The organism is Mesorhizobium loti R88b, from assembly GCF_013170845.1.
GTDB lineage: Bacteria > Pseudomonadota > Alphaproteobacteria > Rhizobiales > Rhizobiaceae > Mesorhizobium > Mesorhizobium loti_B.
The window spans coordinates 5,676,690-5,702,090 of sequence record NZ_CP033367.1; the positions used below are offsets into that span (position 1 = coordinate 5,676,690).

The 25,401-nt window shown below is 62.6% G+C and carries 28 protein-coding genes; 10 read left to right on the top strand and 18 right to left on the bottom strand.

The features are described from left to right. Positions 1–70: 70 nt before the first annotated feature. The 5 genes from EB235_RS27860 to EB235_RS27880 all read right to left on the bottom strand — a co-directional run bounded on the left by EB235_RS27860 (position 71) and on the right by EB235_RS27880 (position 5,022). A complete protein-coding gene (locus EB235_RS27860; RefSeq protein ID WP_027034184.1) occupies positions 71–1,846 on the bottom strand; it encodes a tetratricopeptide repeat protein in 1,776 nt (591 codons plus the stop codon). A 184-nt stretch (positions 1,847–2,030) separates the two neighbouring features. Continuing rightward, entirely contained in the window at positions 2,031–2,468 is a 438-nt protein-coding gene (locus tag EB235_RS27865) for a DUF1284 domain-containing protein (protein WP_027034183.1), read from the bottom strand. Then, positions 2,465–3,058 (bottom strand): biotin transporter BioY, encoded by a 594-nt coding sequence (locus tag EB235_RS27870; RefSeq protein ID WP_027034182.1) that lies wholly within the window; start codon positions 3,056–3,058, stop codon positions 2,465–2,467. The genes EB235_RS27865 and EB235_RS27870 overlap by 4 nt, the downstream gene beginning before the upstream one ends. Before the next feature lie 167 nt (positions 3,059–3,225). After that, positions 3,226–3,894 carry a GntR family transcriptional regulator gene (locus tag EB235_RS27875; RefSeq protein WP_027034181.1) on the bottom strand — a complete coding sequence of 223 codons (669 nt, stop codon included), beginning with the start codon at positions 3,892–3,894 and terminating at the stop codon, positions 3,226–3,228. A gap of 111 nt (positions 3,895–4,005) precedes the next feature. After that, positions 4,006–5,022 carry a polyprenyl synthetase family protein gene (locus tag EB235_RS27880; RefSeq protein ID WP_027034180.1) on the bottom strand — a complete coding sequence of 339 codons (1,017 nt, stop codon included), beginning with the start codon at positions 5,020–5,022 and terminating at the stop codon, positions 4,006–4,008. Between the two features lie 207 nt (positions 5,023–5,229). Here EB235_RS27880 and EB235_RS27885 point away from each other — a divergent pair, with 207 nt between their 5' ends. From EB235_RS27885 to moaB, 6 genes are all read left to right on the top strand, one after another. Next, positions 5,230–5,454, top strand: coding sequence for a DUF2007 domain-containing protein (locus tag EB235_RS27885; protein ID WP_027034179.1), 225 nt, complete (start codon positions 5,230–5,232; stop codon positions 5,452–5,454). Further along, on the top strand, positions 5,454–6,254 hold the full coding sequence (locus EB235_RS27890) for a tRNA1(Val) (adenine(37)-N6)-methyltransferase (protein ID WP_032926078.1): 801 nt from the start codon (positions 5,454–5,456) through the stop codon (positions 6,252–6,254). Before EB235_RS27885 ends, EB235_RS27890 begins: the two co-directional genes overlap by 1 nt. Positions 6,255–6,333: 79 nt before the next feature. Next, the gene (locus EB235_RS27895; RefSeq protein WP_027034177.1) at positions 6,334–7,188 is read left to right on the top strand and encodes a S49 family peptidase; all 855 of its coding nucleotides are present in this window, start codon (positions 6,334–6,336) and stop codon (positions 7,186–7,188) included. An 83-nt stretch (positions 7,189–7,271) separates the two neighbouring features. Continuing rightward, positions 7,272–7,457 (top strand): membrane protein, encoded by a 186-nt coding sequence (locus EB235_RS27900; protein ID WP_013896713.1) that lies wholly within the window; start codon positions 7,272–7,274, stop codon positions 7,455–7,457. Positions 7,458–7,483: 26 nt separating this feature from the next. Next, a complete protein-coding gene (locus tag EB235_RS27905) occupies positions 7,484–8,371 on the top strand; it encodes a 4-(cytidine 5'-diphospho)-2-C-methyl-D-erythritol kinase (protein ID WP_027034176.1) in 888 nt (295 codons plus the stop codon). Position 8,372: 1 nt separating this feature from the next. After that, positions 8,373–8,918 (top strand): molybdenum cofactor biosynthesis protein B, encoded by a 546-nt coding sequence (gene moaB / locus EB235_RS27910; RefSeq protein ID WP_027034175.1) that lies wholly within the window; start codon positions 8,373–8,375, stop codon positions 8,916–8,918. A gap of 3 nt (positions 8,919–8,921) precedes the next feature. Here moaB and EB235_RS27915 read toward each other — a convergent pair whose 3' ends face one another. After that, complete coding sequence (locus EB235_RS27915) at positions 8,922–9,896, bottom strand: hypothetical protein (RefSeq protein ID WP_027034174.1); 975 nt, start codon at positions 9,894–9,896, stop codon at positions 8,922–8,924. 144 nt (positions 9,897–10,040) lie between these two features. Next, entirely contained in the window at positions 10,041–10,568 is a 528-nt protein-coding gene (locus tag EB235_RS27920; RefSeq protein WP_027034173.1) for a glycosyltransferase, read from the bottom strand. A gap of 150 nt (positions 10,569–10,718) precedes the next feature. On the opposite strand from EB235_RS27920, the gene EB235_RS27925 reads away from it, so the two are divergent. Next, positions 10,719–11,873 (top strand): PA0069 family radical SAM protein, encoded by a 1,155-nt coding sequence (locus EB235_RS27925; protein ID WP_027034172.1) that lies wholly within the window; start codon positions 10,719–10,721, stop codon positions 11,871–11,873. A 151-nt stretch (positions 11,874–12,024) separates the two neighbouring features. Further along, entirely contained in the window at positions 12,025–12,720 is a 696-nt protein-coding gene (locus EB235_RS27930; protein WP_027034171.1) for a ribonuclease HII, read from the top strand. Between the two features lie 152 nt (positions 12,721–12,872). Here the strand turns inward: EB235_RS27930 and EB235_RS27935 are convergent, their stop codons facing one another. The 7 genes from EB235_RS27935 to EB235_RS27965 all read right to left on the bottom strand — a co-directional run bounded on the left by EB235_RS27935 (position 12,873) and on the right by EB235_RS27965 (position 18,451). Further along, the gene (locus EB235_RS27935; protein ID WP_027034170.1) at positions 12,873–13,364 is read right to left on the bottom strand and encodes a F0F1 ATP synthase subunit B; all 492 of its coding nucleotides are present in this window, start codon (positions 13,362–13,364) and stop codon (positions 12,873–12,875) included. A 7-nt stretch (positions 13,365–13,371) separates the two neighbouring features. Next, entirely contained in the window at positions 13,372–13,944 is a 573-nt protein-coding gene (locus tag EB235_RS27940; protein ID WP_027034169.1) for a F0F1 ATP synthase subunit B, read from the bottom strand. Positions 13,945–14,027: 83 nt separating this feature from the next. Continuing rightward, positions 14,028–14,255, bottom strand: a complete 228-nt coding sequence (locus EB235_RS27945) for a F0F1 ATP synthase subunit C (RefSeq protein WP_027034168.1) — start codon at positions 14,253–14,255, stop codon at positions 14,028–14,030. 59 nt (positions 14,256–14,314) lie between these two features. Beyond that, a complete protein-coding gene (locus EB235_RS27950) occupies positions 14,315–15,082 on the bottom strand; it encodes a F0F1 ATP synthase subunit A (protein ID WP_027034167.1) in 768 nt (255 codons plus the stop codon). Between the two features lie 63 nt (positions 15,083–15,145). Then, complete coding sequence (locus EB235_RS27955) at positions 15,146–15,550, bottom strand: AtpZ/AtpI family protein (protein WP_051429817.1); 405 nt, start codon at positions 15,548–15,550, stop codon at positions 15,146–15,148. 256 nt (positions 15,551–15,806) lie between these two features. After that, a complete protein-coding gene (locus EB235_RS27960; RefSeq protein WP_027034166.1) occupies positions 15,807–16,991 on the bottom strand; it encodes a cell wall hydrolase in 1,185 nt (394 codons plus the stop codon). A 146-nt stretch (positions 16,992–17,137) separates the two neighbouring features. Beyond that, positions 17,138–18,451, bottom strand: coding sequence for an MFS transporter (locus EB235_RS27965; RefSeq protein ID WP_080680975.1), 1,314 nt, complete (start codon positions 18,449–18,451; stop codon positions 17,138–17,140). Positions 18,452–18,568: 117 nt separating this feature from the next. Here EB235_RS27965 and EB235_RS27970 point away from each other — a divergent pair, with 117 nt between their 5' ends. Continuing rightward, entirely contained in the window at positions 18,569–19,489 is a 921-nt protein-coding gene (locus EB235_RS27970) for a LysR substrate-binding domain-containing protein (RefSeq protein WP_027034164.1), read from the top strand. Between the two features lie 18 nt (positions 19,490–19,507). Here EB235_RS27970 and der read toward each other — a convergent pair whose 3' ends face one another. Beyond that, positions 19,508–20,947: a ribosome biogenesis GTPase Der gene (gene der / locus EB235_RS27975; protein ID WP_027034163.1), complete on the bottom strand. Its 1,440-nt coding sequence runs from the start codon at positions 20,945–20,947 to the stop codon at positions 19,508–19,510. Continuing rightward, positions 20,944–21,609 carry a tetratricopeptide repeat protein gene (locus EB235_RS27980; protein ID WP_027034162.1) on the bottom strand — a complete coding sequence of 222 codons (666 nt, stop codon included), beginning with the start codon at positions 21,607–21,609 and terminating at the stop codon, positions 20,944–20,946. The genes der and EB235_RS27980 overlap by 4 nt, the downstream gene beginning before the upstream one ends. 218 nt (positions 21,610–21,827) lie before the next feature. On the opposite strand from EB235_RS27980, the gene EB235_RS27985 reads away from it, so the two are divergent. Beyond that, positions 21,828–22,835, top strand: a complete 1,008-nt coding sequence (locus EB235_RS27985; protein ID WP_027034161.1) for a polysaccharide deacetylase family protein — start codon at positions 21,828–21,830, stop codon at positions 22,833–22,835. A 23-nt stretch (positions 22,836–22,858) separates the two neighbouring features. On the opposite strand, the gene sbmA is transcribed toward EB235_RS27985, so the two are convergent. Both sbmA and EB235_RS27995 read right to left on the bottom strand, forming a co-directional pair. Further along, entirely contained in the window at positions 22,859–24,121 is a 1,263-nt protein-coding gene (sbmA, locus tag EB235_RS27990) for a peptide antibiotic transporter SbmA (RefSeq protein WP_027034160.1), read from the bottom strand. A 114-nt stretch (positions 24,122–24,235) separates the two neighbouring features. Next, positions 24,236–25,396: a YbfB/YjiJ family MFS transporter gene (locus EB235_RS27995; RefSeq protein ID WP_027034159.1), complete on the bottom strand. Its 1,161-nt coding sequence runs from the start codon at positions 25,394–25,396 to the stop codon at positions 24,236–24,238. Positions 25,397–25,401: the final 5 nt, after the last annotated feature.

The following is a 25,401-nucleotide window of genomic DNA, read 5'->3' on the forward strand; positions in this document are numbered from 1 at the left end:
CGCATCGACACCTGTCCAAACGAAAACGGGGCCCTGAAAAGAGCCCCGTTCGCATTCCAAAAACCTGATTTCACCCCTTCGGGGCAGGCACCGGCTCTGGCTTGACCTTCGGGGTTTCCTGCGCCGTGTTGGACTCGATCGGCGGCAGGCCCTTCATCAGCTTCTGCTGCAAGGTGGCCAGCACATCGGGATCAGGCTTCAGGTCGCGGGCCTGGTTCCACTGGAAGGTGGCTTCCAGCTTGCGGCCGACGCGCCAGTAGGCGTCGCCGAGATGGTCGTTGAGAACCGGATCTTCCGGCTTCAGCGAGACGGCGCGCTCCATCTCGCGCACCGAGTCATCGAACCTGCCGAGGCGGAAATAGGCCCAGCCCAGGGAATCGACGATGTAACCGTCGCTCGGCCTGAGATCGACGGCCTTCTGGATCATCGCCAGGCCTTCCTTGAGGTTCGTGTTCATGTCGACCCAGGAATAGCCAAGATAGTTCAACACCTGCGGCTGGTCTGGCTGCAGTTCCAGTGCCCGGCGGAAATTCGGCTCGGCCTTCGGCCATTCCTTCAGGCGTTCATAGGCGATGCCGCGCTGATAGAAGATGTTCCAGTTGGCGGCGGTCGGCGTCTTCAGCACCTCGACAGCCTTGTCGTAGAGGTTGGCGGCCGAGCGGAAATCATCCTTCGAGGAATAGACCCCGCCGAGCGCCAGATAGGCGCGCATGTCGTCGGGATGGGCGTCGACGAAGGCCTTGAGATGGGCGATCGCCTCGTCATGGCGATCGAGATCGGCAAGGTTGAGGCCGAGCTGCAGGTCCGAAAGCTCCTTCAGCGGCGAAGAATCGGGAATACGCCGGTAGAGCGCGATAGCGCCCTCGCCGTCCTTCAACTGTTCGGCAACGGCAGCGAGCTGCACGAGAGCCGCATCGCTGTCAGGCCGCAAAGCCAGGGCGTATTGCAGGTAAAGGCGGACGAACGGCTCGCCGCCACCACGGTTGAGCGCGGTAGCGAGATCTAGCAGGATTTCGGAAGCACCATCCGACGGACCGGAAACGAAGGGCTCGATCTTGTCGCCCTTGGCGATCCTGTCGCGCAAGGCGACGATTTCCAGCTTGCCCGGCGAAAACGCCTCGGCCTGGTCAAGCACCGATATTGCCTTGGCCTTGTCGCCCTTGCGGGCCAGGAAAGAGGCATAGGCCTGCGCGTTGCGCATCCAGGTTTCAGGCGCCGCGCCGCCGGCGGTCGTGTCCTGCATCGTAGCGGCGTAGATCGCCTCGGCCTTCTCGGGCATGTTCGACGCATCGGCGATCAGCGCGCGGTGGAAGGACTTGAACAGGCCGAACCAGTCCGGTCCCTGCAACTTGTCGATGGAGGCCATCGCATCGGTGGCCTCTCCCGCGCCTTGCTGCGCCCAGCCCGACATGACGCCGGAGATCAGCCGGTCGAGGTCTGATTCGAGCGACAGCTTGAGCCAGTACTGCGCCTTGGTGAAATCCTTCTTGTGGAAGGAATCGACCGCGAGCGCCAGGCGCGAGAAACGCTCGACGTCGGGCACTTCCTTGAGCTTGTCGGCATAGACCAGGGATTCGTCAAAGCGGCCTTGGGCGATCAGCGACAGCATCAGGCTCTGCTGCAGGCCGGTGTCGCTCGGATTAAAGGCCAAAGCCTGCTTGTAGTAGGCGATGGCGCTGTCGAGGTCGTTGTCGGCTTCGGCGATATGGGCGGCCAGATAGGCGCCCGAGAACGACGATATCTTGACCGGTTCGGTGGATTGGTTGGCATAGGCCGGCAAAGCCGAGAGCGCCATGCCTGTCACAATTGCCAGCCTCGTCAGCCAGCGCGCACGTCCTTGCTGCATCGTATCCCTTTCAGCCAGGCGCCATCTCCGCATCAGCGGGATCGACGTAAGACTCGATCTTTCCGGGCAAAGCATGGCCTTTTTGGGGTCGCGCTTCAATCCGCCTGAAATTCACAATCGGGTCACCCGATTAACAAACCATGGCTGGAAGGGACATTCGGTCACTGAAAAGCCGGCGTCAAGGTCAACACGGCACGATGGATCGCTGTACCTTCGTATCGGCAAAGCCGCCGGCCGCAATAGTGCTGCACAGCTCGTTCCATTCGCAGCCGTCGCAGGCCTTGCGTACGCTACCAGCAGAAAACGCCTGTCGCATCCGCTCCAGGATTGCCGCATCGAGATCGAAGCGGATACCGGCCTGGATTGATCGAGCCAGCAAATCCCCGACATCGAGCGCAGCAAGCCGGTCCCGTTCGATGACGCTCTCGCCCAGACAATGCGGCTCCGGCTCATCGAGCAACGACGCGCAGATGTCGTCCGGGCCCGAAACGAGGAGGATGTCCTCGCCCCGGCTCATGCGCTCCGCGATCGCGTCATAATTGGCGGTGAAGGCGGGGCTGTATCCCTTGCCCACATAGGTGAGCAGGCAAAGGAGGTGATGGGCGCGCAGCCTGATCGTCACGGATTGGCCGACTTCGCCTTGCCGCCGCGGAGCGCCATCAGTGTCGCGGCGCCGAGCGCCGACTTGAGCAAGCCGCCGACGATGAACGGCAGGAAGCCGAAGGTGATGGCCTGATCGGCTCCAATCATGACCGCAAGCCAGGCCGTGCCGAGAACAAGGCAGGCAAGGTTGCCGAGCAGCATGGCAACGAAGGCAAGCACCACCCTGTTGCCGTTCCAGCCGCGTTCGGCCAGCCAGCCGACCTGCGCGCCGACAACCGGGAAAGAAAAGAGATAACCACCGGTCGGTCCGACGAAATAGGATGCACCCGCTGCTCCTCCAGACAGAACCGGAAAGCCGACCGCGCCCTCGACCAGCCAGGCAGCGATGGTGACCGCGCCAAGTCGCCAGCCATAGAGCGCACCGATGAGCGTTACGGCGAAGGTCTGCATGGTGACAGGGACCGGCACCATCGGCACTTCGATGTAGGACGCCAGCGCCAGGAACAGCGTGCCGAGCACGACGGCGCCGGCCTGCCAGGCGAGCGAACGATCCTGGAGCCGGAGCGGGCTGAAGGAGGGCTTGCGGGACGTAAATGCTATGTCTGTCATGGGGATCCTTCGATCGATCTAAAATTATAGATAATTTCTGCTTTCGATCTATTATCGAATCCACATTTCCCGGGAGATAGCAAGCCTCGCTGTGCAAAGACTGCTCAGTGCTTTTTGTTTTGCGTAGTTTCCGGACGGAAAACCGTTTCACGGTTTTCCTGGACTGCCTAGCCGACGATGGCAAAGGCTTCGCGCGTCGTACCGGAGGCCGTCTTGACCGGCTTGCGGCCAATCCACTGGACGTGCTGCCCCAGTGTTACAGCGGCCGAATCTGTGTTTCCCTGCCGCAAGGCCGCTAATATCGCGCGGTGGTCCTGGTCCGTGCGCGTCTCCCAGTCCGAGCGCCATGCCGCGAACAGGAAGCGGGCGCTGGCGGCGTGCAGGTCATCGATGGTGGCAAGCAGGCGCGGCATCGCGCATGGCGCCAGGATCAAGCGGTGAAAGGCGCGATTGGCTTCTTCCCACGACCGGACATCGCGGGATTTGTCACCGGCCTTTGTCGCCTCTTCGGCCTGGTGGAGAATGGCTGAAGTCAGGTGCGGCGCAGCATGACGCAGCGCCAGCACTTCGAGTGCGGCCCGCATTTCGGCGACTTCCTTGACTTCGCCGAGATCAAAAGCCGCGACACGCACGCCGCGGCGCGGCTCGCTGACAGCCAGCCCTTGCGCCTCAAGGCGGCGGAACGCCTCGCGCACCGGAACATGGCTGGTGTGGAATTCCTCGGCGATATGGTCCTGCCGAAGCCGGGCCCCAGGTTCGATCGCGCCCGAAATGATGCGATCCGCCAGCGCCTTGCTGATGCGCACCGCGATGGTGTCGTCCGTGCCCTTTGCCATGTTTTATAGATAATTTGCGGCAGGGCAGCTTGTCGAGACGGCGAGACCGGTATTCGCAAGTTTGCTGCCTCCGGCGCAATCCAGAGGAAGCCCGCGAAAAGGCCGGCCTTCTCAGTTCACCCGGCTGATGCAGAAATCGATGACGTCGATCAGCGCCGATTTCTGCGGCGTCGCTTCCAACGGCGCCAGCGCGTCGCGGGCGATCTCGCCGAAATGGCGGGCGCGCCCGATCGTGTCGGCAATGGCGCCGTGGCGGGTCATCAGGCCGATCGCCTTTTCCAGGCCCGCGTCGTCGACGACATTGTCCTCGATGGCGCGCTTCCAGAAGGTGCGCTCGGCCTTGGTGCCGCGCCGGTAGGCGAGGATGACCGGCAAGGTCACCTTGCCCTCGCGGAAATCGTCGCCGACATTCTTGCCCAGATCCTTGCTGGTGCCGCCATAGTCCAGCGCATCGTCGATGAGCTGGAAGGCAAGGCCGAGATTCATGCCGTAGGAGCGAAGTGCGGCACGATCATTGCGGGTTGCCTGGGCGATGACAGGGCCAACTTCGGCGGCAGCTGAAAACAGCGCCGCCGTCTTGGCCTTGATGACGGCGAAATGCTCGTCCTCGGTGGTTTCGAGGTTCTTCGCGGCGGCAAGCTGCATGACCTCGCCTTCGGCGATGATCGAGGCGGCGCTCGACAGGATGTCGAGCGCTTCGAGCGAGCCGACATCGACCATCATGCGGAAGGCCTGGCCGAGCAGGAAGTCGCCGACCAGGACGCTGGCCTGGTTGCCCCAGATCATGCGGGCGGTTTTCTTGCCGCGGCGCATGCCGCTCTCGTCGACCACGTCATCGTGAAGAAGCGTCGCCGTGTGCATGAACTCGACCGAGGTGGCGAGCTTGACGTGGCCTTCGCCGGCATAGCCGAACATCTGCGCGGCGGCGAGCGTCAGCATCGGCCGCAGCCGCTTGCCGCCGGACGAGATAAGGTGGTTGGCGACTTCCGGGATCATCTGGACGTCGGAACCGGCCTTGGACAGGATGAGTTCGTTGACGCGCCCCATGTCGGCTGACGTCAGATCGATCAGATCCTTGATGGAGGCGGGTTCCCGCTTCCCGTTTTCGATGTTGAGAACGACACCCACGACAATCACTCCCGTCTTGGTATAACGCGTGCGACGGCACCCTTAGTCCCTTGCCTGGACTCTAGGGCGGCGGATATGGCCACGGCAAGTGGCGAATTGGCGCGGCGGCGGTGACAGCGTGTCAACGGGCGCCCAAACAGAGCCTGTTCTGCCATGGAAATCGGCGTGCCCGTTTACATCGGCGCCGCAAACTGAAAGTTTCGTCCGATGATAGAACTTGTCCGCACCAACGATGCCGTGATCATCTCCTTTGTCGAATCGCTGATGCGCGACGCTGGCATCGCCTGCTTTGTCGCCGATCAGAATATGAGCATTCTGGAAGGGTCGATCGGTCTTCTGCAGAAGCGCGTCATGGTCGACGCCGACCACGCCGATGCGGCGCGGCGCATTCTGAAAGACGCCGGCATCGAGAACGAAATCCGCCAGAAGTAATGGCTGAAACGAGCGCCGCCCTTATTCCCGATACGCCGGCCCACACGGTCGATGCCTTCCATCGTGGCCGGTTCTGGCTCGTGCAGCCCAAGCATGGCGGTCATCGCGCCGGCATGGATGCGATGATGCTGGCGGCGTCCGTGCCATCCTCGTTTGGTAGGCGCCTCGCCGATTTTGGCGCTGGCGCCGGTGCTGCCGGCCTCGCTGTGCTGTCGCGCTGCTCGGCTGCCCAGGCAGTGCTTGTCGAACGCGCACCGGAAATGGCGGCCTTCGCGGCGGCTACCCTTGCCCATCCCGGCAATGCCCATCTCAGTAATCGCGCGTGCGTGCTTGTCGCCGATGTCACACTATCCGGCCAGGCGCGCGCTACGGCCGGCCTCGCCGACAATGATTTCGACTTCGTCATCATGAATCCGCCTTTCAATGCCGCCCGCGACCGCGCCACGCCAGACCGCCTGCGAAAGGAAGCGCATGTCATGGAGGACGGGCTGTTCGAGAGCTGGATCCGCAGCGCGGCGGCCGTGACCAGGCCGCGCGGCGGACTGGCCGTCATCGCACGGCCCGAACAGCTAAGCGCCATTCTCGACGCGATGTCAGGCCGGTTCGGCGATGCCGAGATGCTCGCCGTCCACCCTCGCCCCGACGCGGCGGCGATCCGCATTATTGTGCGGGCAGCACTCGGCGCGCGCGGAAAACTTGCCATCCGACCGCCGCTGATGCTTCACGCGCAATCGGGCAACAGACCCGATGAGCGCAGCGAAATGATCACCAACGGTCTCGCCTCACTGTTTGGAGATTGAGCTATTCTGGCCGGCCGCATTGCTGTTGGCCGGGAAATCCCTACATGCCTGCAACCCACCGACCGGAGACCGCGCCCTCGTGAAACGTCTTTTCAACCGCTTGCTGCCGAAATCCTGGCGCTCCACCGTCGTCACCATTCCGGTCATCCGGCTGCATGGCACCATCATGTCGGGCGGCCAGTTCCGGCAGAACCTGTCGCTGGCTTCCACCGCCGGCCTCATCGAAAAGGCCTTTTCCTTCGACGCGCCGGCGGTCGCCGTCTCGATCAATTCGCCCGGCGGCTCGCCGGTGCAGTCGCGGCTGATCTTCAAGCGCATCCGCGACCTGGCGGTTGAAAAAAACAAGAGGGTGCTGGTCTTCGTCGAGGATGTCGCGGCCTCCGGCGGTTACATGATCGCGGTCGCCGGCGACGAGATTTTTGCTGATCCCTCCTCCATCGTCGGCTCGATCGGCGTGGTCTCGGCCTCGTTCGGTTTCCCGGAAATGATGAAGAAGATCGGCGTCGAGCGTCGCGTACATACCGCCGGTCAGAACAAGGCGGTGCTCGATCCGTTCAAGCCCGAGAAGAAGGAAGACGTCGAGCGGCTGAAGGCGTTGCAGCTCGAGGTCCACGAAACCTTCATCGATCTGGTCAAGGAGCGGCGCGGCACGAAGCTGAAGGACGATCCGGACCTGTTCACCGGCCTGTTCTGGACTGGCAAGAGAGGCCTGGAGCTCGGCCTCGTCGATGCGCTCGGTGACATGCGCACCGTGCTGAAGACCCGGTTCGGGGCAAAGACCCAGCTCAGGCTGGTCTCGGCGCCGCGCGGTTTCCTCAGCCGCTTCGGCCTGTTCGGCTCGCATTTTTCGGCGCCCGATATCGCCGCGGCTGCCGTAGGCGGTGTCATCGATGCGGCGGAAGAGCGCGCATTGTGGTCGCGCTTCGGGCTTTGAAAAGCCGACGAAACCGTCTACCATGAGTGCTTAATCGTCCCGACCGGCCGCCTTTGCCGGCCCAGCGTGGGAGGAGTTTTGGCATGCCGCAGATCATTTTCTTCACCGTCGTTGGCGTCGCCGCCTATTTCGGCTACCGCACGTTCGTGCGCGAAGCCGAACGCGTGACGGCCAAGGTGCGGCGCACCGAAAAGCAGGCGGCCAACGGCGCGATGGGAACGCTGGTCAAGGATCCGAAGACCGGCGAATACCGGCTGGCCAAGGACTAACTATCATCCCCGATACGACTGACGCCGTGGACACCGAGATCGGTTCGCGTACTTGGCCTGCGCCTGCCAAGATCAATCTGGCGCTGCACGTCACCGGCAGACGTCCTGACGGCTATCACCTGATCGAAAGCCTGGCGGTGTTCACGCGCTTTGGCGACCGGGTCGAGATCGCGCTAGCCGGCAGCGACGATTTCACCGTGTCGGGGCGCTACGCGCCGGCGGTTCCCCTGGACGCCAACAATCTGGTGCTAAAGGCGCGCGATGCGCTGCGACGAGCGGCCGGGGCCGAAAGAACCCCTCCGGTCTCTATAAAGCTCGAAAAGAACCTGCCGGTTGCCTCCGGAGTCGGCGGCGGGTCGAGCGACGCGGCGGCCGTGCTGCGCGGGCTGGTAGAAACATGGGATCTGGAAATCGATGGAGCCGAGCTGGCGCGGGTCGGCCTCTCGCTTGGCGCCGATGTGCCGATGTGCCTGGCGGCGAAGCCGCTGGTGGCGCGCGGCATTGGTGACGAACTGTCGATGGTCCCTGACTTTTCGGCACTGGGACTGGTGCTGGTCAACCCGGGCACACCGGTCCCGACGGCCGATGTCTTCGCGGCACTTTCCCGTCGCGACAATGAACCCTTGCCGCCGCTGCCGCGCAGCATCGATTTTCACAGCCTGCGCAACTGGCTGGAGATCACCCGCAACGATCTCGAGCCGGCGGCCCTTGCGATGCAGCCCGCCATAGGCAGGGCGCTTTCGTGGCTTGATAAGGCTGGATCGGGGTTCTCACGCATGTCGGGATCGGGCGCGACATGCTTCGGCCTGTTCGAGACCGGCAATGTCGCCAAGCGCGCGGCCGCCGAGATTCGCAACCGCCAGCCCGACTGGTTCGTCGCGGCGACGCGCAGCATGACATCAGAGGCCGAGTGAGATGGCCAAGATAGACGAAAGCCGGTCCTTCGTCCCCGTGCGCATCGCGGTGCTGACGGTATCGGACACACGCAGCCTCGCCGACGACAAATCCGGCCAGACGCTGGCCGACCGCATCACCGAAGCCGGCCACATCCTGGCCGCCCGCGATATCGTCACCGACGACCGCGACAAAATCCGCGACACGGTGCTAGCGTGGTCGCGGGACAAAAACATCGACGTCGTCATCACCACCGGCGGCACCGGCTTTACCGGCCGCGACGTGACGCCGGAGGCGCTGGAGCCGATCTTCGAAAAGCGCATGGACGGCTTTTCGGAAGTGTTCCACCGCATCTCCTACGACAAGATCGGCACCTCGACGATCCAGAGCCGGGCGACCGGTGGCGTCGTCAACGCCACCTTCGTCTTCGTGCTGCCGGGTTCGCCCGGCGCCTGCAAGGACGCCTGGGACGGCATCCTCAAGGCGCAGCTCGATTACCGCCACATGCCGTGCAACTTCGTCGAGATCATGCCGCGCCTGGACGAGCATCTGCGGCGGGGCAAATAGCCCTCAACGGAGGACCGGTTCGCCGTGAAAGCGGCGGCGCGAGGGGCGCGAAACGCCGAAGCCGACTTCCATCATCAGCCGCGGCGTGCGCGCCGGCACGGTGCCCATGTGGAAGCCGAACGGGTCCTCGACGAAGCCGAGGCCGGCTTCGCCGGTCAGCGTCACCGGGCTCTGCTCGCCATAGACGTCCAGCACCTCCTGGGCGGAATGGCCGACCAACAGGGTCAGCTGATGCTTTATGACGCGCCTGTTATGGCTACCCCTGACATAGACATGCGGACCGGTGCCGGTGTCGACGGGCTTGAGGTAGAAGAAGAATTTCAGCATGCGCCAGTCGTCGAGGTCGAAATGATATTTGCCCAGCGAGGCAAGGTTCTTGTCGGCGTCCGAGGCCTCGCCGGTCGGAAAGCTCCACCAGACGCGCGTGGTGATCAGTTTCGCCTGGGCGCCGAGATAGTGCGCGGCAATGTCGAGAAGCAGCGGATCGCGCTGTATGGCGAGTGCCGCCGGGCAGTCGAGGATGCGCTCGAAATAGTGGCCGCTGAGCAGCGAGCGGCCCAAGCGTTTCTCGGCTTGCGCATGTTCACCCGGCATGAATTCCAAACGGCGGTCGAAATTGCCGAAGCAAGGCGTACGCCCCGCGAAATCCGCGATCTCGCGATGAATTTCCGTCGGCAGGACCAGGCCTGAAAACAGGCCGTCGGCGCGCAGCGCATCGACCACCGTTGCCCTCTCGACACCGGCGAACATCGTATCGCCCGCATTGTCGGCAGGTCTGGCGCGCTTTGCACCCAGCCAGTGCATCCGGCGCCCCGGCATGGTGCGCGCCAGCATAAACATCGGCAGCCAGGCCGGGTTTTCGCGCAGGTCCGTCAGATAGGTCGGAATGCGCACGGCGATGCGCCGCAGCAGGCTGCCATTGCGCGCAATGGCCTCGAGGCTGGCCGTGCCGGATTTGTCGGGGAATGAAAGGTTCATTTGGTCCTCGTCCATGAGCGTGACACCCGATGCCGCATCGGTGCTCGCACTCGCATGACCCAACCCAATTCACCCGCTTCGAGTGAAGGCTAACCTCACGTCAGATTTTGTGCAATGCACAATGGATAGAGCAGCTGCAAAAAATCATTTCGGAGCGCGGCGCTGCTGCTTCGGTGGCGCCACCCAGATCTCGGCATCGAGCTTCTTCGTCGCCAGGCCGCGCGCCAAAGCCTCGGCGCTGCCGGCACTTTTCGACAGGGACGCAGCCTGGCGCTTGCTGATCACCAGGCCATCGGCGAGCGCGCGGTTTCCCGAAAAGACCCTCGCCAGGAATGACGTGCGGCTGCCGCGTGCGCGAGAGAATCGCGCCGCCATGGTTTGCCTGGCCGTGTGAGAGGCCACCGCTTCGATCCAGCCTTCCACAAGCCGCGCGCCCGGCTCCAGCAGCAACAGCCAGTCACCCTTGGCCTGCCTGATGCCGGCGGCGATGCCGCCGCTCGCCACATAGTGGCAGCCGGCATGCTCGGCGACACGGTGCGTCTGGTCGGTGGAGCCGGTGTCACAGATGACGACCTCGCGCACCACGCCCTCGACCGCGCCACCAATCAGCGAGCCGAGCGTGCGGGCGAGACCCTCTTCGTCGTTGCGTGTTTCGATGAGAACACTGAGCATGTTTAGCCGAATAGCGGAAAGCCGCGCGCAGCGCCAGTTTTTGCAGCGCAACATAAAAAGTTCTTGCTTTGTTCTCATCGGTAAAATAGGAATAATTTCATGAACAGAGCGATTCGACAGAACATGGAAAGTCCCTGGGAGCGGGCAAAGATGGAACAGATCGTGCGCGCAGACATTGCAGCTTTCGGAGCAGGACGCGCCGATATGGCCAATGCGATGATTGAGCAGAGTGGCGTGCGTGTCCGTCCGGATCGCAATCGCGGCCGGTCGGCGGGCATCAATCCGTCGGGGCGGTTCGAGCCGGTCAGCCGACATGTCTTCGATGACGGCTGGAATTCTCTGGAGGAACTGCCGCCGTTCAAGACCGAGGTGCAGGTGGAAAAGCCGCGCACCATCATCACCCGCAATGAATCGCCAGACATCTCCTTCGACCGGTCGATCAACCCCTATCGCGGTTGCGAGCATGGCTGCGTCTATTGCTTTGCCCGGCCGACGCATTCGTTCATGGGCCTGTCGCCGGGCCTGGATTTTGAATCCAAGCTGTTCGCCAAACCGGATGCGGCGCGGCTGCTTGACAAGGAACTGTCGAAGGACGGCTACCAGCCGCGCACCATCGCCATCGGCACCAACACCGATCCCTACCAGCCGATCGAGAAGCAGTACCGGATCATGCGCGAGATCCTCGAAGTGCTGGAAGCGCGTGGCCATCCGGTCGGCATCGTCACCAAATCCGCGCTGGTGACGCGCGACATCGACATCCTGTCGCGCATGGCCGAACGGGGGCTGGCCAAGGTGGCGCTGTCGGTGACGACAATGGACCGCATGCTGGCGCGCACCATGGAACCACGCGCGTCGACGCCAACCAAGCGGCTGGAGGCGATCCGGCAGCTTTCGGATGCCGGCATTCCGGCTTCGGTCATGGTGGCGCCGATCATCCCAGGCCTCACCGACCAGGAGATGGAACGAATCCTCGATTCGGCACGCGCCGCCGGCGCGCGCGAAGCGGGCTATGTCGTTCTGCGCCTGCCGCTGGAGGTCAGCCCGATCTTCAAGGACTGGCTGCTGCGCCACTATCCCGATCGCTACCGTCACGTGATGTCGCTGATCCGTTCGATGCGCGACGGCAAGGACTACGATTCGGAATGGGGCAAGCGCATGAAGGGCGCCGGTCCTTACGCCTGGCAGATCGGCCGGCGCTTCGAGATCACCGCCAAGCGGCTCGGCCTCAATGCCGAGCGGCGCACGCTGCGTACCGACCAGTTCGTCGCCGCTGGAAAAGACCAGGAACAGCTGATGCTGCTCTGAAAATGCAATTCGCCGTGGCGGTTTGACCTGCCATGGCAAGAAATCCCGTCCGGCCTGCCCCGGCCTGCAGACGGTGCCCTCCCGGTCCGGCGCCCCACCCGACCCGGAGGGACTTGCGGAGAATCGGAGCCGATGCGAACCTCGCCGCAACATGGCTCGTGCGCGTTCCGATTCTCCGCTTCTCTTCGAAATCGTCGAGAAACCCGATTTCTCCTTCGAGACGAAGGCGATGGCCGAGGGTTTGTGGCCTGTGGCCGGCATGGACGAGGCCGGCCGCGGTCCTCTGGCCGGGCCGGTGGTCGCAGCCGCCGTGGTGCTCGATCCCGCCAACATTCCCGAAGGCCTCGACGATTCCAAACGGCTCAGCCATTTGCAGCGCGAAGCGCTGTTCCTGCGCATTCTTGGCTCGGCGCAGGCGGTTTCCATGGCTTCGATCAGCGCCGAGGGTATCGACGGCAGCAACATCCTCAAGGCGAGCCTTGAGGCGATGCGCCGTGCGGTGGTCGGACTGTCGGTTCGGCCCAAGCTCGCGCTCGCCGACGGACGCGATGTACCACCAGGGCTGCCATGCGACGGCCGCGCGCTGATCAAGGGCGACCAGCGCTCACAGTCGATCGCCGCCGCTTCGATCGTTGCCAAGGTGATGCGCGACCGCATGATGTGCGGCTGCGGCAACCATCACGGCCGCTACGGCTTCGAGGTCCATATGGGCTATGCGACGGTCCGGCATCGCACGGCGATCGAGGCGCATGGCCCAGTCGCGCGGCTGCACCGGGTTTCATTCGCGCCGTTCCGGCTGGGCGGGGCGGAGGTGATTGAGGAAGAGGGCTTGGCCGGGCTGGATTGAAGCGACGGCGTTATCCTCGGAGATTGGCTAAAGCAGCGGCGACAGCCGATCTCCCCCCACGAGGGGGGAGATCGGCAGCGTTGAAGTCAACGCCCAACAAAAAAAGCCGCCAGGTTGCCCGGGCGGCTTTTTCAATTTCCAGAGGGCTTAGCCTAGTTCAGCTTGGCCTTCACGTCCGCGAGCGAAGCCTTGAACAGGTCGGCTCCGGCCTTGGCATCGATCTTGGCGGCCAGCAATGCGCGGGCGGCCTCGACGGCGATGTCAGCGGCGCTGGCACGCACTTCGGCAATCGCATCACGCTCGGCCTGACCGATCTTCTGTTCGGCCAACGCGGTGCGCCGGGCGACATAGTCTTCGGTTTTCTGGTGCGCGTCGGCGGCAAAAAGCTCGGCCTCGCGCTTGGCCGCAGCGACGATGCCGGCAGCCTCTTGCTCGGCTTCGTTCCGCTTCTTCTGATAGAGGCCGAGCAGTTGCTGGGCCTCTTCACGCAACCGGCGTGCTTCATCAAGCTCCTTGCGTATCCGGTCGGCGCGACCATCCAGGGTTCCCGCCAGCTTTTTCGGTACGCCGGCCCAGATGAGGATGCCGACGAACAAGAGAAGCGCAATGAAGACCCACAGCGTTGCTAAACTGGTAGCGTTCATCGTCCACTCACTTTGCCAGCGCGGCCTTTACGGCCTGCTCGATCTCGGATTTCGTAGCGGTTGCGACGGCGAAAGACTTGACGATCGCGTCGGCCGTATCGGCAGCAATCGCTCCAACCCCGGACATCGCCTTTGCCTTGGCCGCAACGATGGCTGCCTCGGCATCCGCCAGCTTGGCCGCGCCGGAAGCTTCCGCCTCCGCCCGCTTCGCATCCGCCTCGGCCTTTGCAGCGTCGCGTGCCTTCTGGGCAATCCCGGAGGCATTGTTGCGCGCCTCGGCCAAGGCCTGCTCGTAAGCGGCCGCGACTGCATCGCTCTCGCCCTTGAGACGATTGGCTTCGCCGATATCGGATGTCAGCCGGTCGCTGCGCGCGTCGAGAACAGACGCCACGCGCGGCAACGCGATACGCGACATCAACAGGTAAAGCAGCCCGAAAGCAATTGCGAGCCACAGGATCTGCGATGGAAAGGTCGAACTGTCGAACGGCGGAAAAGCGCCATGGCCTTCGCCATGCGCAACTTCCGTTGTTGCAGTCGCCTCGCCGCCGGCGGGTTGAGTTGCTTCAGTCGTGCTCGCCATTGCGCTCTTTCCCCCTGATAGCGATCATCAAGGACCAGTCGCCGCCCGAAAAGCGGCGACGAACAGGCGTGATTATGACGCCGTCACTTAACGAACAGCAGGAGCAGGGCGACGACGAGCGAGAAGATGCCCAGACCTTCGGCAAGCGCCGCGCCGATCAGCGCGTTGGTGAACTGGCCCTGTGCGGCAGACGGGTTGCGGAGAGCGCCCGAAAGGAAGTTACCGAAAATCGTGCCGACACCGATACCAGCGCCGCCCATACCAATGCAGGCAATGCCCGCGCCAATCATCTTTGCAGCTTCAGCGTCCATCTTGTTTCTCCTTGCGATGGGTAACGTTGTCTAGTTCACCGGGGCGTTGTGCCGCCAGCTTAGTGATGTGGATGAAGTGCGTCCTTGAGGTAGACACAGGCCAGCACCGCGAACACGAAGGCCTGCAGGGCAGCCACGAGGAATTCGAGAGCGGTGATTGCCACCGTCATGAAAAGTGGTCCGATGGCGCCGATCCAACCACCAAATCCCAGGCCCGCTAGGCTGACAATGAAGCCGGCGAAAACCTTGAGCACGATGTGTCCGGCAAGCATGTTGCCGAACAGTCGAAGCGAGAGGCTGACCGGGCGGGCGAGGAAAGAGATGATTTCGATGAGCGAGATGAACGGCAGAAGGAAAATCGGCACGCCGTGCGGCACAAAAAGCCCAAAGAACTTCAGACCGTGCTTTGCCAGGCCAACCACAAGCACCATCAGAATGATGAAAAGGGCAAGCGTGCCAGTGATGACCAGCTGGCTAGTGACGGTAAAGAAATAGGGGATTAGGCCGAGAAAATTGGTGAAGAGCACGAAGGCGAACAGGCAGAAGATGAAGGGAAAGAAGGCCTTGCCTTCTTCACCCAGAACCTGTCGCACGAGATTATGCACAAAGGAGTAGAACTCCTCGGCGACCGACTGGAACCTGCCCGGAACCAGTGCGCGGGGGGCTGAGCCTGCGTAGAGGAGCAGGAAAGACAGAGCCACCGCAATCAACATGAACAGCGCCGAATTGGTAAAGGCGAACTTCATCCCGCCGATCTGGCCGATCTGGAACAGATCGACGATATGAAACTGGTGGATTGGATCGACCCGATCTGCGGTGCCAGCCACGTTTCTCTACCCCAAAATTGGCCCCGTATGGACGGAGCAGAATTAAATCCGTTCGAGGACCCCTCAAGAGTCCTCATCATCAATGCCACCGGTAGGCAAATCCTTGCCCAATGGCACTTTGGTCTGTGCTGCCTTGGCGACACGAACCATATTTGTCAAGGCCGCGCCAAAACCACCGAGCAAGAACACGATCAAAAAGATCGGTGACGACCCCAATAACCAGTCTATTCCCCAGCCGATCAACCCGCCAACCAGAACTCCAGCGACGAATTCACTGGCAAACCGGAAGGCCATGGCAACGTTGCCCGTGTTGGCCGACTCTTCCATTTTGTCGTCCGGACGCCTTGTCGCAAGCGATGCTTCAAGTTGACGCCGGCGGCGCTCAAGGTCGTCGTCGCGGATGCCGGTTTCATGCTGCTTGCCGCGGCCGGTTTCTCCGGTTCCGTCTGGCCCATTCTTGTCGGCCATCGCAACCCCCCTGCCCGGTCAGACCGTCACCGTCCGTCCGCTTCTAAAGTCGCCGGCAACATAGTTAGAGGGTCTGCGCCCGTCAAGCCACGGGCGGAAGTTCATCGCCATGTATTTTATATAATAAAATCAATTAATTAGAGAGGTGCGACATCGTGCCCGCGATGAGGACATGGGCACGGCGACCGAATCCTCCGCGCAATGGCTTGGTGATCAAGCTTGCGCTGGGCCAAAAAGGCCGGCGACTGACGAGCCCTCAACTCCAGCCACCGCCATAGGTGCGATAGAAGATATGCAGGCCGATCTTGGTCATCTTCTGCATGGTGCGCGCCCAGCCGGGGTGGACATATTGGGCGTAGTAGTGGGTCGACGAGCCGACCTCCGGGATGAAGATCTTGCCGGCGGTAACCGCCATGGCAATGTCCTGCGCGGTCTTGTAGGCGACCGGGCTGTCGATGCGCTTCTTCCTGCCGTCGCAAGCGAAGGAGAACTGGCAGCGGTTGAACCAGCTGTCATTCTGGTAGACGACGCCGCAGATCGAATTCGGATAGGCCGGATTGCGGACGCGGTTGAGGATGACCTGGGCAACGGCAGCTTGGCCACGCACGGATTCGCTTCTCGCCTCGAAGTAGATGCCGTTGGCCAGGCATGCCTGCTCCTTCTTGGAGAAGACACTTTCGGGCAGCGGATTCTGGATCCACCAATGGTCACCCTTGGCCATCGGCGGAATGAAGCGGCCGCTGTTGGGCTCTTCGTCCTGAAGCAGAACTTCGAAAGGCGAGGCCTTGGCATAGTCCGGCTCGGATTGCGCATAGGCCGTCGCCAGAATATCGGGATGGTCATTGTTGACCAGGGCGGCAAGCATGGCCGGCACGCCGGGATCCGGCTTCTTGTCCTCGCGCGCATGGAACGCGGCGGCGATCTGGATTTCCTTGCCTTTGATCTGCGGCTTGGCGAAAGCCATCTTCAGGTCGCCGTCCATACTCGGCCGCATCAAGGAGGAAGTCCGCTGGAAGATCGAACCGGCGTTGAAGTTCTTCGGCGGGGCGACGGGAGACATCTGGACGATGCGGCCCTTCTTGTCGGCGCGCATGACGCGGTCCTCGTCGGGCGAGCCGCTGACCTTGCCGCCCTTGCCGCGAAACGACACGTTGCCGACGCCGGCCAGGTGAATGCCTGATCCGGAGATCGAACCGGTAACGTCGGAATCGACGAACGGCATCTCGGCGGCGTGCACTGAACCGGCGACGGATCTCTCGACATAGGAATTCCAGCGCGCGGTCGGCGATTCAAGGCCGGAAACGAGGCTGGTCATATCCTGGTAGGCGGCGACGGTCGGGAAGCCGATCCAGATGCCGAGGCCGATGATGAACGGAGACACAAGGCTGCGTTTCTTCTCACCGGCGGCGGCAACAAGCCGCTTCAAAACACGTCGATGCACGGAACACTCTCCAGGAACGCTACTGACCCCACTGGAGAGCAAAATGATGCATTAACCTTGATGGGACGTTAACGGGATCGATCGGGTTTTCTCAGCCGGCTCAAGGGTCGTGGTTTCGAAGTCGGGCGGTTTTGCGGCGGGCGCATTCAAGCCGGCCTCAGGAAGACCGGCCAGGCGATCAGCGCGCAGACGGAAGCCGCCAGCCAGACGCCGGTCCATGACCCGACAGCCAGCAGTCCCGGAATGGCGATCGGCACCAGGAAGAAGGCGATAAAGACAAAACTGTTGCCGAGGCCCAGCGCCACCCCGGCATTGCTTGCGCCGGCAAGTGTGGCAAGCTCGGTGTAGGCGACGCCGTGCCATGCCGAACCACAGATACCGGCAATGATCAGGACCGCAACGATGGTTATGGCGAGCACCGGCTGCCAGCCGGGGGCGGCGGCCATGACAAACACAAGCAGCGTGAGGGTGGCGAAAGCGGCCGCACTCAACTTGCTGAAAAGGCGCAGGAAGGCGCGGCGGTTGCCATGACGGTCGGTGAAGCGGCCGCTCCAGACGCGCATGACCATGGCGCCGACCTGCACGGCGGCCAGGCTGGCGCTGATCACTGCCGTTCCCATGCCACCGAAATCATGCAGAAAGACAGAGGCGAAGGTGAGTACCGCCACCTGCGGAACGCAGAGCAGGCCAATGCCCATGGCTATGCGCCAGACGTTTGGGTTGCGCAGGGGTGTGGGACCGGCTGACAACACGGTATCGCCAGTGGCAGTCTCGTTGTCGCCGATTGGCGGCTGATGCAGCCAGCGCCACGCGAAAAGCGCCGTGATGGCGGAGAATGCGGCCAGCAAGCCGTAAACCGCTGCAAAACCATGGGCCGACGCGAGTGACGGCAAGACGAGGGCGCCGAGCCCGCCGCCGAGCGGCACCGCCGTCTGCCTGATGCTCATGGCAAAGCCGCGCTCACCTTCATGGAACCAGGCCATGATGGCACGGCCGCTGGAGCCGTTGACGCTGCCGCCAAGCAGGCCCGTGACAAGCAACGCGGCGGCCAGAGGCGCAACACCTGGACTGTGTGCCGGCGACGGCACCACGAGCAAGGCCATGAGAAGCAGCCATGCCGCGGTCGCGCCGAGCCCGGTGAGCAGCACATGGCGGTCGCCCCAGCGATCCGTCAGCAGGCCCCATGGCAGTTCGCTCAGCGCCACGCCGAGGCCCAGGAGACCAAGCACCAGACCGAGCTGGCCATTGCCGAGCTGATAGCCGGAGCGCATGAAAACAGCCGTCGCCGGGATGCCGGAAAAAGTCGCCGAAAAACTGGCATTGGCGGCAACCCCGATGCCCAGCACCTTCCAGCGATGATTGGAGCGGACCTTGGGGGCGCCGGGCGCGATGGTGAACACCTCAGGCGAGCGCCTGATCTGTTCCTGGCTGCATTGCAAATCCGTAGCGACAAGCGACATGGTTCTTTACCCTTGCTGGCCCGGCCCCGGGCCTTGACGCTCTGCCTTTACCGCCGTAGCTTCATCCTGAATATTGGGAAGTTTTTGACATACAATCCCGAAAATCAGGATTATCTCATGCGACGCGTGACATTCGACCTCGACGTTCTCCGCAGTTTCATCACCGGCATGGAGCTGGGCAGCTTTGCCAAGGCCGCCGACCGGCTTGGCCGCTCCACCTCGGCGGTCAGCGCGCAGTTGAAGAAACTGGAAGAGCAGGCGGCGACACCGATCTTTCGCAAGTCGGGGCGCGGCCTTGCCTTGACGGAGGCAGGCGAGACCATGCTTGGTTATGCGCGCCGGCTGCTCGACCTGAATGACGAGGCGGCAGCAGCCATCCATGACGTCGAGCTGGAAGGCTGGGTGCGGCTAGGCTTGCAGGAGGATTTCGGCGAAGCGGTGCTACCGGACGTGCTCGGCCGCTTTGCCCGCGCCCACCCCAAGGTCAAGATCGAGGCCAGGATTGGACGCAGCCACGACCTCGCCGAAAGGGTGATGTCAGGCAGCCTCGACATCGCACTCGCCTGGCACTGCGGCCAGACGCTGCCCTACAGCGAGCACATCGCCGATGTTCCGATGCGCTGGATCGGCCCGGCCAAGCGCATCGAGACCAGCCTGCGCAACGGCGAGCCACTGCCGCTGGTGGCGCTTGAAGCGCCCTGCCTGTTGCGTACGGTGGCGACGGAAACGCTCGACCGCGCCGGCCTGCCCTGGCGCATGGCTTTCTCCAGCCCGAGCCTTGGCGGCATCTGGGCGGCCGTTGCGGCCGGGCTTGGGCTGACCATCCGCACCGACATCGGCCTTCCGGCCAGCGTCAACGCGATGACACCTGAGATCGCCGGCCTGCCGGCGCTGCCCAAAATGGCGCTGTACCTGCATCGGAGGGATGCCTCGCCCGAGCCGGTGGCGGCCCGCTTGGCCGACATACTGCTGGAAGCGGCGCGGCAGGCATTGCCGGACGATACGCGGACGGATGCCGGCTTGCGTGCGGTGGCCTGATCTAAACAGCGCCGACGCTCAACCGCGCTTCTTGGCCCGGCCGGCGAACGGGTTGTCGGAGGTGCGCAGCGCGATACGGATCGGCACGCCCGGAATGTCGAAGGCTTCCCGCAAGCTGTTCGAGAGATAGCGGACATAGGATTGCGGCATCGCATCCGGCCGCGAGCACTGGACAACAAAACCCGGCGGCCGCGTCTTGGCCTGGGTGACATATTTGACCTTCAGCCGACGGCCGGCGACGGCGGGCGGCGGATGATGCGCCAATATGGCTTCAAGCCAGCGGTTGAGCTTGCCGGTCGAGACACGGCTGTTCCACACCTTGTGCGTCTTCAGCACCGCATCCATCAGTTTGTCGAGGCCGCGCCCGGTTTCGGCCGAGACCGGCACGGCCTGGATGCCGCGCACCTGCGGCAGCAGCCGCTCGGTCTTCTCACGCAGTTCAGCGAGCAACTCCTGCGGGTGATCGATCAGATCCCATTTGTTGAAGGCGATTACCGGCGCCCTGCCCTCGCGGATGATCAGGTCGGCGATCTGCAGATCCTGCTTCTCGAACGGGATGGTGGCGTCGAGCACGATGACGACGATCTCGGCGAAACGGATGGCGCGCAAGCCATCCTGCACCGACATCACTTCCAGCTTCTCGTGAATCCTGGCCTTGCGACGCATGCCGGCCGTGTCGAATAGCTTCAGCCGGCGGCCATGCCAGTCCCAGTCGACCGAGATCGAATCGCGGGTGATGCCGGCTTCCGGGCCGGTCAGCAGCCGCTCCTCGCCAATCAGCGCGTTGATCAGCGTCGACTTGCCGGCGTTCGGGCGGCCGACAACGGCGATGCGCATCGGCTTGGTGTCGTCGTAGCTATGCACGTCCTCGGCGTCGGGGTCGGTAATGTCCTCGCCGATCAACACCTCGGTGGCGGCGATCTCGTCGTCTTCGCCTTCTTCTTCCTCACCGAAGGCGCGCGCCTCGCCGAGCGCGCCGATCACCGCATCGCGCAGATCGGGCATGCCCTGGCCATGCTCGGCCGAAACCGGGATCGGCTCGCCCAACCCGAGTTCCCACGCTTCCAGCATGCCACCCTGCGCGCCCTTGGCTTCGGCCTTGTTGGCGACCAGCACGACGGGCTTGCCGGATTTGCGCACGATCTCGGCGAAGGTCCTGTCGTCGGGCAGCAGGCCGGACTTGGCGTCGATGGTGAAGAAGATCAGGTCGGCTTCGTGGATGGCGATCTCGGTCTGCGCGCGCATGCGGCCGGGCAAGGTCGAGGCGCCGGCATCCTCGAAGCCGGCTGTGTCGATGACATCGAAATGCAGGTCGTAGAGCTTGGCGGCATGAACGCGACGGTCGCGCGTGACGCCCGGCGTGTCGTCGACAAGCGCCAGCTTCCTTCCCACCAGCCGATTGAAAAGGGTCGATTTGCCGACGTTGGGTCTGCCTATGATGGCGACTTTGAACGTCACGATGCACTGCCTGACCCGCGGATCAGTTCGGACATCAGGGTTGCCCGCTCCCGGGTGTTGCGTGGGGCGCCGTCATCGGCGGCGATCTGGTCGAACAGTTTCAGCGCGTCCTGGGTCTTGCCTTCCTTCCAGGCGGCAAGGCCGAGCGCCTCGCGCGCCGTGTGGCGCAGCGTGTTGGTGTCCGATGTCAGTGCCTCGACGCGGCTGGACACGTCGGCGAAGGAGCCGTGGTCGACGAGCAGAAGGGCAGCGCGCAGCCGTGCCATGTCGCGAATGCCCTGGGGAATGGCGGTGTCTGCGGCGACATCGTCGAAATCCTTGACGGCGGCGGCGGTGTCACCCTTGCTCGCCTTGACTGTGGCGGCACGCATGCGGGCGAGCAGGGGATAGGCGCCGTAGCCATCCTTCTCCAGCTGATCGAGCGCGGCCAGCGCGTCATCGTTCTTGCCGTCATTGGCAAGCTTCAGGGCCTGCGAGAAGGCATCGCCGGAGCGGTTGGCGCGCGTCTCGTCCCAATAGCGGTAGCCGACGAAAGCGGCGGTGCCGAGCACCACCAGCACCGCAATGACGATCAAGGCGGGGCCAAAACGATCCCACAGCTTCTGTGCCTGCTCGCGACGGATCTCGTCATTGACTTCACGGATAAAACTGTCGTCGGACATCAATCAAAACCACTTTTGCCCCGGGCCGGGGCTGTTCATGAGCCCGCGTTTTAGCGAAATTTTGTCGGCATGGAAGGGGTTCGACCGGAAAATCGCCTATTCCCGAGGGGCAAACGGACGTTTGCCCAGGGCAGACCGCTAAAAAGGCCAATCGCACCCACGCCACATTTCGGGGATAGCCGGCTTCGTGACCGTTTGAAGCCCGGATCAGCTTACCGATGTATCGTTCGTCCCGCGTTGTCGTGTTTTCGCTTGCCGCGCTGGCCACCGCCGGCTCGGCTTTCGCCGATCCGCCCAAGGCGCCAATGCCGGAAAAGCCGAAGCAGGTCGTCATCATCTCGTTCGACAGCGCGCGCGACATTTCGCAGTGGAAGCGCAGCCGGGCGCTGGCCCGGCGCACCGGCGCGCATTTCACCTATTTTTTGTCCTGCGTCTTCCTGCTGTCGCCGGAGACACGCAAGGAATATACCGCGCCGGGCAAAACAGCTGGCAAATCCAACATCGGCTTTGCCGCCTCGAAGCAGGAAGTGACTGAGCGGCTCGAACAGATCGGCCTTGCAGCGCATGAAGGTCACGACATCGCCAGCCACGCCTGCGGCCATTTCGACGGCAAGGACTGGAGCAAGGCGGACTGGCTGACCGAGTTCGGTTCGTTCGAACACATTCTCGAGAATGCCTACGCGATCAACAACATCACGCCCGAGCCTCAGGGCTGGCGGGAATTCGCGCGGCATGCGGTTGTCGGTTTCCGCGCGCCCTATCTGTCGACCAGCAAGGCGCTTTACGAAGCATTGCCTGCCGCCGGCTACCAGTTCGACGCCAGCGGCGTCTCGCAAGGCCCTGCCCATCCGACGACCAGCAACGGCATCATGCATTTTTCGCTGCCGCAGATTCCGGAGGGACCGAAATCGAGGCCGGTGATCGCCATGGATTACAATCTCTATGTCAGGCATTCCGGCGGCTTCGAGCGGCCAAGCAACGCGAGCGAGTTCACCGACCGGACCTATGACGCCTTCCGCGCCGCCTTCGACAAACAATATCAGGGCAAGCGCATTCCACTGGAACTCGGCTTCCACTTCACGCTGATGAATGACGGCGCCTACTGGAACGCGCTGGAGCGCTTTGCCGGCGAGGTCTGCGTCAAATCAGATGTCGAGTGCATCAGTTTTCGCGATTATGTTTCACGGCAGGATGGCAGCGAAGGACAGGCGGCCGTGGGCGGCTAAGCCGCCCACTTTTCACACCCTCGTCAAGCTGGATCGGGCGTTTGTGCCTGGCGGTCGAGATAGCGTTGATCGATATCCGGCAGCGGCTCGCCATCCAGAGTGGCTTCGAAAGCGCGTAGACGCTTGTAGATCGAGATCAGCTCAACCACAGTTGGCCACGAGTTTACAAGATACTGGAACGACGACGTCACTTGGGAGAACGCATTGCTGATTTGATTCAGCAGACCCAAAGTGATCGCACCAGCCGCAATGGACGGCGCCATCAATATCAAGGAGAATATGTTGTTCGTTTGCAAATAAAGATAGCGAAATACGTTGAAATATACGTAATGAAAATACAGCCTGAAATAGTTTTTTCTTACATTTTCAAACAATTCTCTTACCACAGGTGGCTGCGCTCGATTCGGATCATCTTCACCAAGGACCAATTCTTTTCGATAGGCTGCTTCAACGCGCTGGTTCCGGAACTGAAGCCCGGGCAATTTAACGCCGACCACAGCCAAAAGAACGGTGCCAAACAAGGCCCAAAAAATAGCCGACAATAGCAGCGGATGCGGTATCACACCTACGATCGGCAATTCCGTGATGTGAACCGACAGGGCTATGAGGAGCGGAGTGAAGGCGATGAGGGTCATCACCGAGTCAATCAAATTGCCGCCGAGTTGCTCCATGATCGTGGAGAAACGCATCGTGTCTTCCTGAACACGCTGTGACGCGCCCTCGATATGCCTCAGCTTCTGCCAGTTTTCCATGTAAAACTGATTCATCGCCGTGCGCCAACGGAAGACATAGTGACTCACCAGAAATACAGTGAGCGCACTGACCACCACGGCTACACCGGCAATGCCCATGAATGTAGCGATCTGCCAGTAGATGTCGGCAGCGGTGATCTTTATCTTGCCTGAAATAGTATTCTGGATCAGATCCCAAAATGGCCCATACCAGTCGTTAATGGCAACGCTCACCTGAACCTGGAAGTAGGTGATGAAGAGGATCAGCGCTGAGCCGAGAATGGCCCAGACCTGCCATGGGTGGGGCGAATACCAGGCCCAAAAGAGGTAGAAGAGCGTCACTACGACCGTGAAATATATGTAGAACCATAGAAACGGTAGTGACCAGAATGATGAGACCCCGATGATCGGCGGCGCATCGGGGGCAGCTGGAGGCATGCCGAAAACACCACCAAAATGTTCTCCTGCGTAGAACCAGAGCAAGACAGCGAGCAGGCTCCAGACGACCGCCGAGCTAAAAAACAGCTTCGGCTTTGGAAAAAACGATACGAACACTGTGGCGAATTCCTTGCTCGGTGGGCAAATCAGCTGACGTCGGCGGGCATAAAGTCACACATTAGGGGGAAAGAAAATGCCTGCCCAATGCCCGGTGCAGAGCAAGACCACAAATCATGGCGATTTTGGCGCGGCCGACCATGTGACGATGCCGGAGACCACCAGCATGGCCGCAGCAGTGATCGAGGCGAGGAAGAAGTTGCCTGATGCCTGCGCCAGAAGGCCGGCGACGATGGGGCCGATGATCTGGCCGAGGCCGAATGACGCCGTCATCAGCGCAAAGATGCGCCGCGGCGCCTTTGGCGCCTGCTGCCGCGCTGCTTGCAGGCCAAGTGCCGTGATGGCCATGAAGGTGCCGCCGAGCAGCAGGCCGCCAAGCAGAGGCCCCATATATCCGCCGAGAGCCACGCTGGCGGTGACGCCGACGACTTCGACCAGGCACGCCAACGCATAGGTGGCATGGAGCCCGACCCGTGCAGCGATTTTCTGCCACGCCCATGTCGAGGGGAAGGCGGCAAGGCCGGCGATTAGCCACACCATGGCCTCGAAGACGCGGCTGCCACCGCCTTGTCGCACGATGGCGACCAGGAACGTCGCCGTCACCACATAGCCAAAGCCGAACAGGCCATAGGCGACGATGATCTTCATCAGCGACCGGTCTTTCGGCAGCGCCGGCTCACGGACGGCTTCGCCAGTGGCGAGCGGGCCTTCATTGGCCAACAGCGCCACGACCACGAAGCCGCAGGCCGAAATTGCCGCCGACCACAACCAGCCCGCCGCCCAGCCGGCATGCTCGGTGACCAGCACCGCCATCATCGCCGCGGAGATCGCGATGCCGAGGCCAACGCCGCCAAAATGCCAGGCCTGCAGGTCGCCGCGACCGGCGGCATTGATATGGCTGAAAACGATGCTGGCCATGAACACCATGACGAAGGCGCTGGCCAGGCCGGCCAGAAAACGAATGACGAGAAAGGCGACCATGGTGTCGGTCAGTCCCATCAAGGCGGCAAGTACCGTGCTGGCGCCAAGAGCTGCCAGCATCAGCAGACGCTCGCGACCATGTGCCCAACCGCCCGCAGCCACAAACGCGCCGACGAGGTAGCCGAGATAATTGGCCGACGCGATCCACCCGGCATTGGCCGGCGACAGATGCAGTTCTTCCATCATGCCGGGCAGGATCGGCGTGTAGACGAAGCGGCCGATGCCCATCGCGACGGCCATCGCAATCATGCCGGCGACGGTGAAACGCAGCGCTGTTGAAGCGGTGGATGTCATTGCAG

Coding starts and splice junctions, on each gene's coding strand:
- EB235_RS27860 (WP_027034184.1), bottom strand. CDS start 1,846: ATGCAGCAAGGACGTGCGCGCTGGCTGACGAGGCTGGCAATTGTGACA.
- EB235_RS27870 (WP_027034182.1), bottom strand. CDS start 3,058: ATGACAGACATAGCATTTACGTCCCGCAAGCCCTCCTTCAGCCCGCTC.
- EB235_RS27875 (WP_027034181.1), bottom strand. CDS start 3,894: ATGGCAAAGGGCACGGACGACACCATCGCGGTGCGCATCAGCAAGGCG.
- EB235_RS27885 (WP_027034179.1), top strand. CDS start 5,230: ATGATAGAACTTGTCCGCACCAACGATGCCGTGATCATCTCCTTTGTC.
- EB235_RS27890 (WP_032926078.1), top strand. CDS start 5,454: ATGGCTGAAACGAGCGCCGCCCTTATTCCCGATACGCCGGCCCACACG.
- EB235_RS27900 (WP_013896713.1), top strand. CDS start 7,272: ATGCCGCAGATCATTTTCTTCACCGTCGTTGGCGTCGCCGCCTATTTC.
- moaB (WP_027034175.1), top strand. CDS start 8,373: ATGGCCAAGATAGACGAAAGCCGGTCCTTCGTCCCCGTGCGCATCGCG.
- EB235_RS27915 (WP_027034174.1), bottom strand. CDS start 9,896: ATGAACCTTTCATTCCCCGACAAATCCGGCACGGCCAGCCTCGAGGCC.
- EB235_RS27920 (WP_027034173.1), bottom strand. CDS start 10,568: ATGCTCAGTGTTCTCATCGAAACACGCAACGACGAAGAGGGTCTCGCC.
- EB235_RS27925 (WP_027034172.1), top strand. CDS start 10,719: ATGGAACAGATCGTGCGCGCAGACATTGCAGCTTTCGGAGCAGGACGC.
- EB235_RS27930 (WP_027034171.1), top strand. CDS start 12,025: ATGGCTCGTGCGCGTTCCGATTCTCCGCTTCTCTTCGAAATCGTCGAG.
- EB235_RS27935 (WP_027034170.1), bottom strand. CDS start 13,364: ATGAACGCTACCAGTTTAGCAACGCTGTGGGTCTTCATTGCGCTTCTC.
- EB235_RS27940 (WP_027034169.1), bottom strand. CDS start 13,944: ATGGCGAGCACGACTGAAGCAACTCAACCCGCCGGCGGCGAGGCGACT.
- EB235_RS27945 (WP_027034168.1), bottom strand. CDS start 14,255: ATGGACGCTGAAGCTGCAAAGATGATTGGCGCGGGCATTGCCTGCATT.
- EB235_RS27955 (WP_051429817.1), bottom strand. CDS start 15,550: ATGGCCGACAAGAATGGGCCAGACGGAACCGGAGAAACCGGCCGCGGC.
- EB235_RS27965 (WP_080680975.1), bottom strand. CDS start 18,451: ATGTCGCTTGTCGCTACGGATTTGCAATGCAGCCAGGAACAGATCAGG.
- EB235_RS27970 (WP_027034164.1), top strand. CDS start 18,569: ATGCGACGCGTGACATTCGACCTCGACGTTCTCCGCAGTTTCATCACC.
- EB235_RS27980 (WP_027034162.1), bottom strand. CDS start 21,609: ATGTCCGACGACAGTTTTATCCGTGAAGTCAATGACGAGATCCGTCGC.
- EB235_RS27985 (WP_027034161.1), top strand. CDS start 21,828: ATGTATCGTTCGTCCCGCGTTGTCGTGTTTTCGCTTGCCGCGCTGGCC.
- EB235_RS27995 (WP_027034159.1), bottom strand. CDS start 25,396: ATGACATCCACCGCTTCAACAGCGCTGCGTTTCACCGTCGCCGGCATG.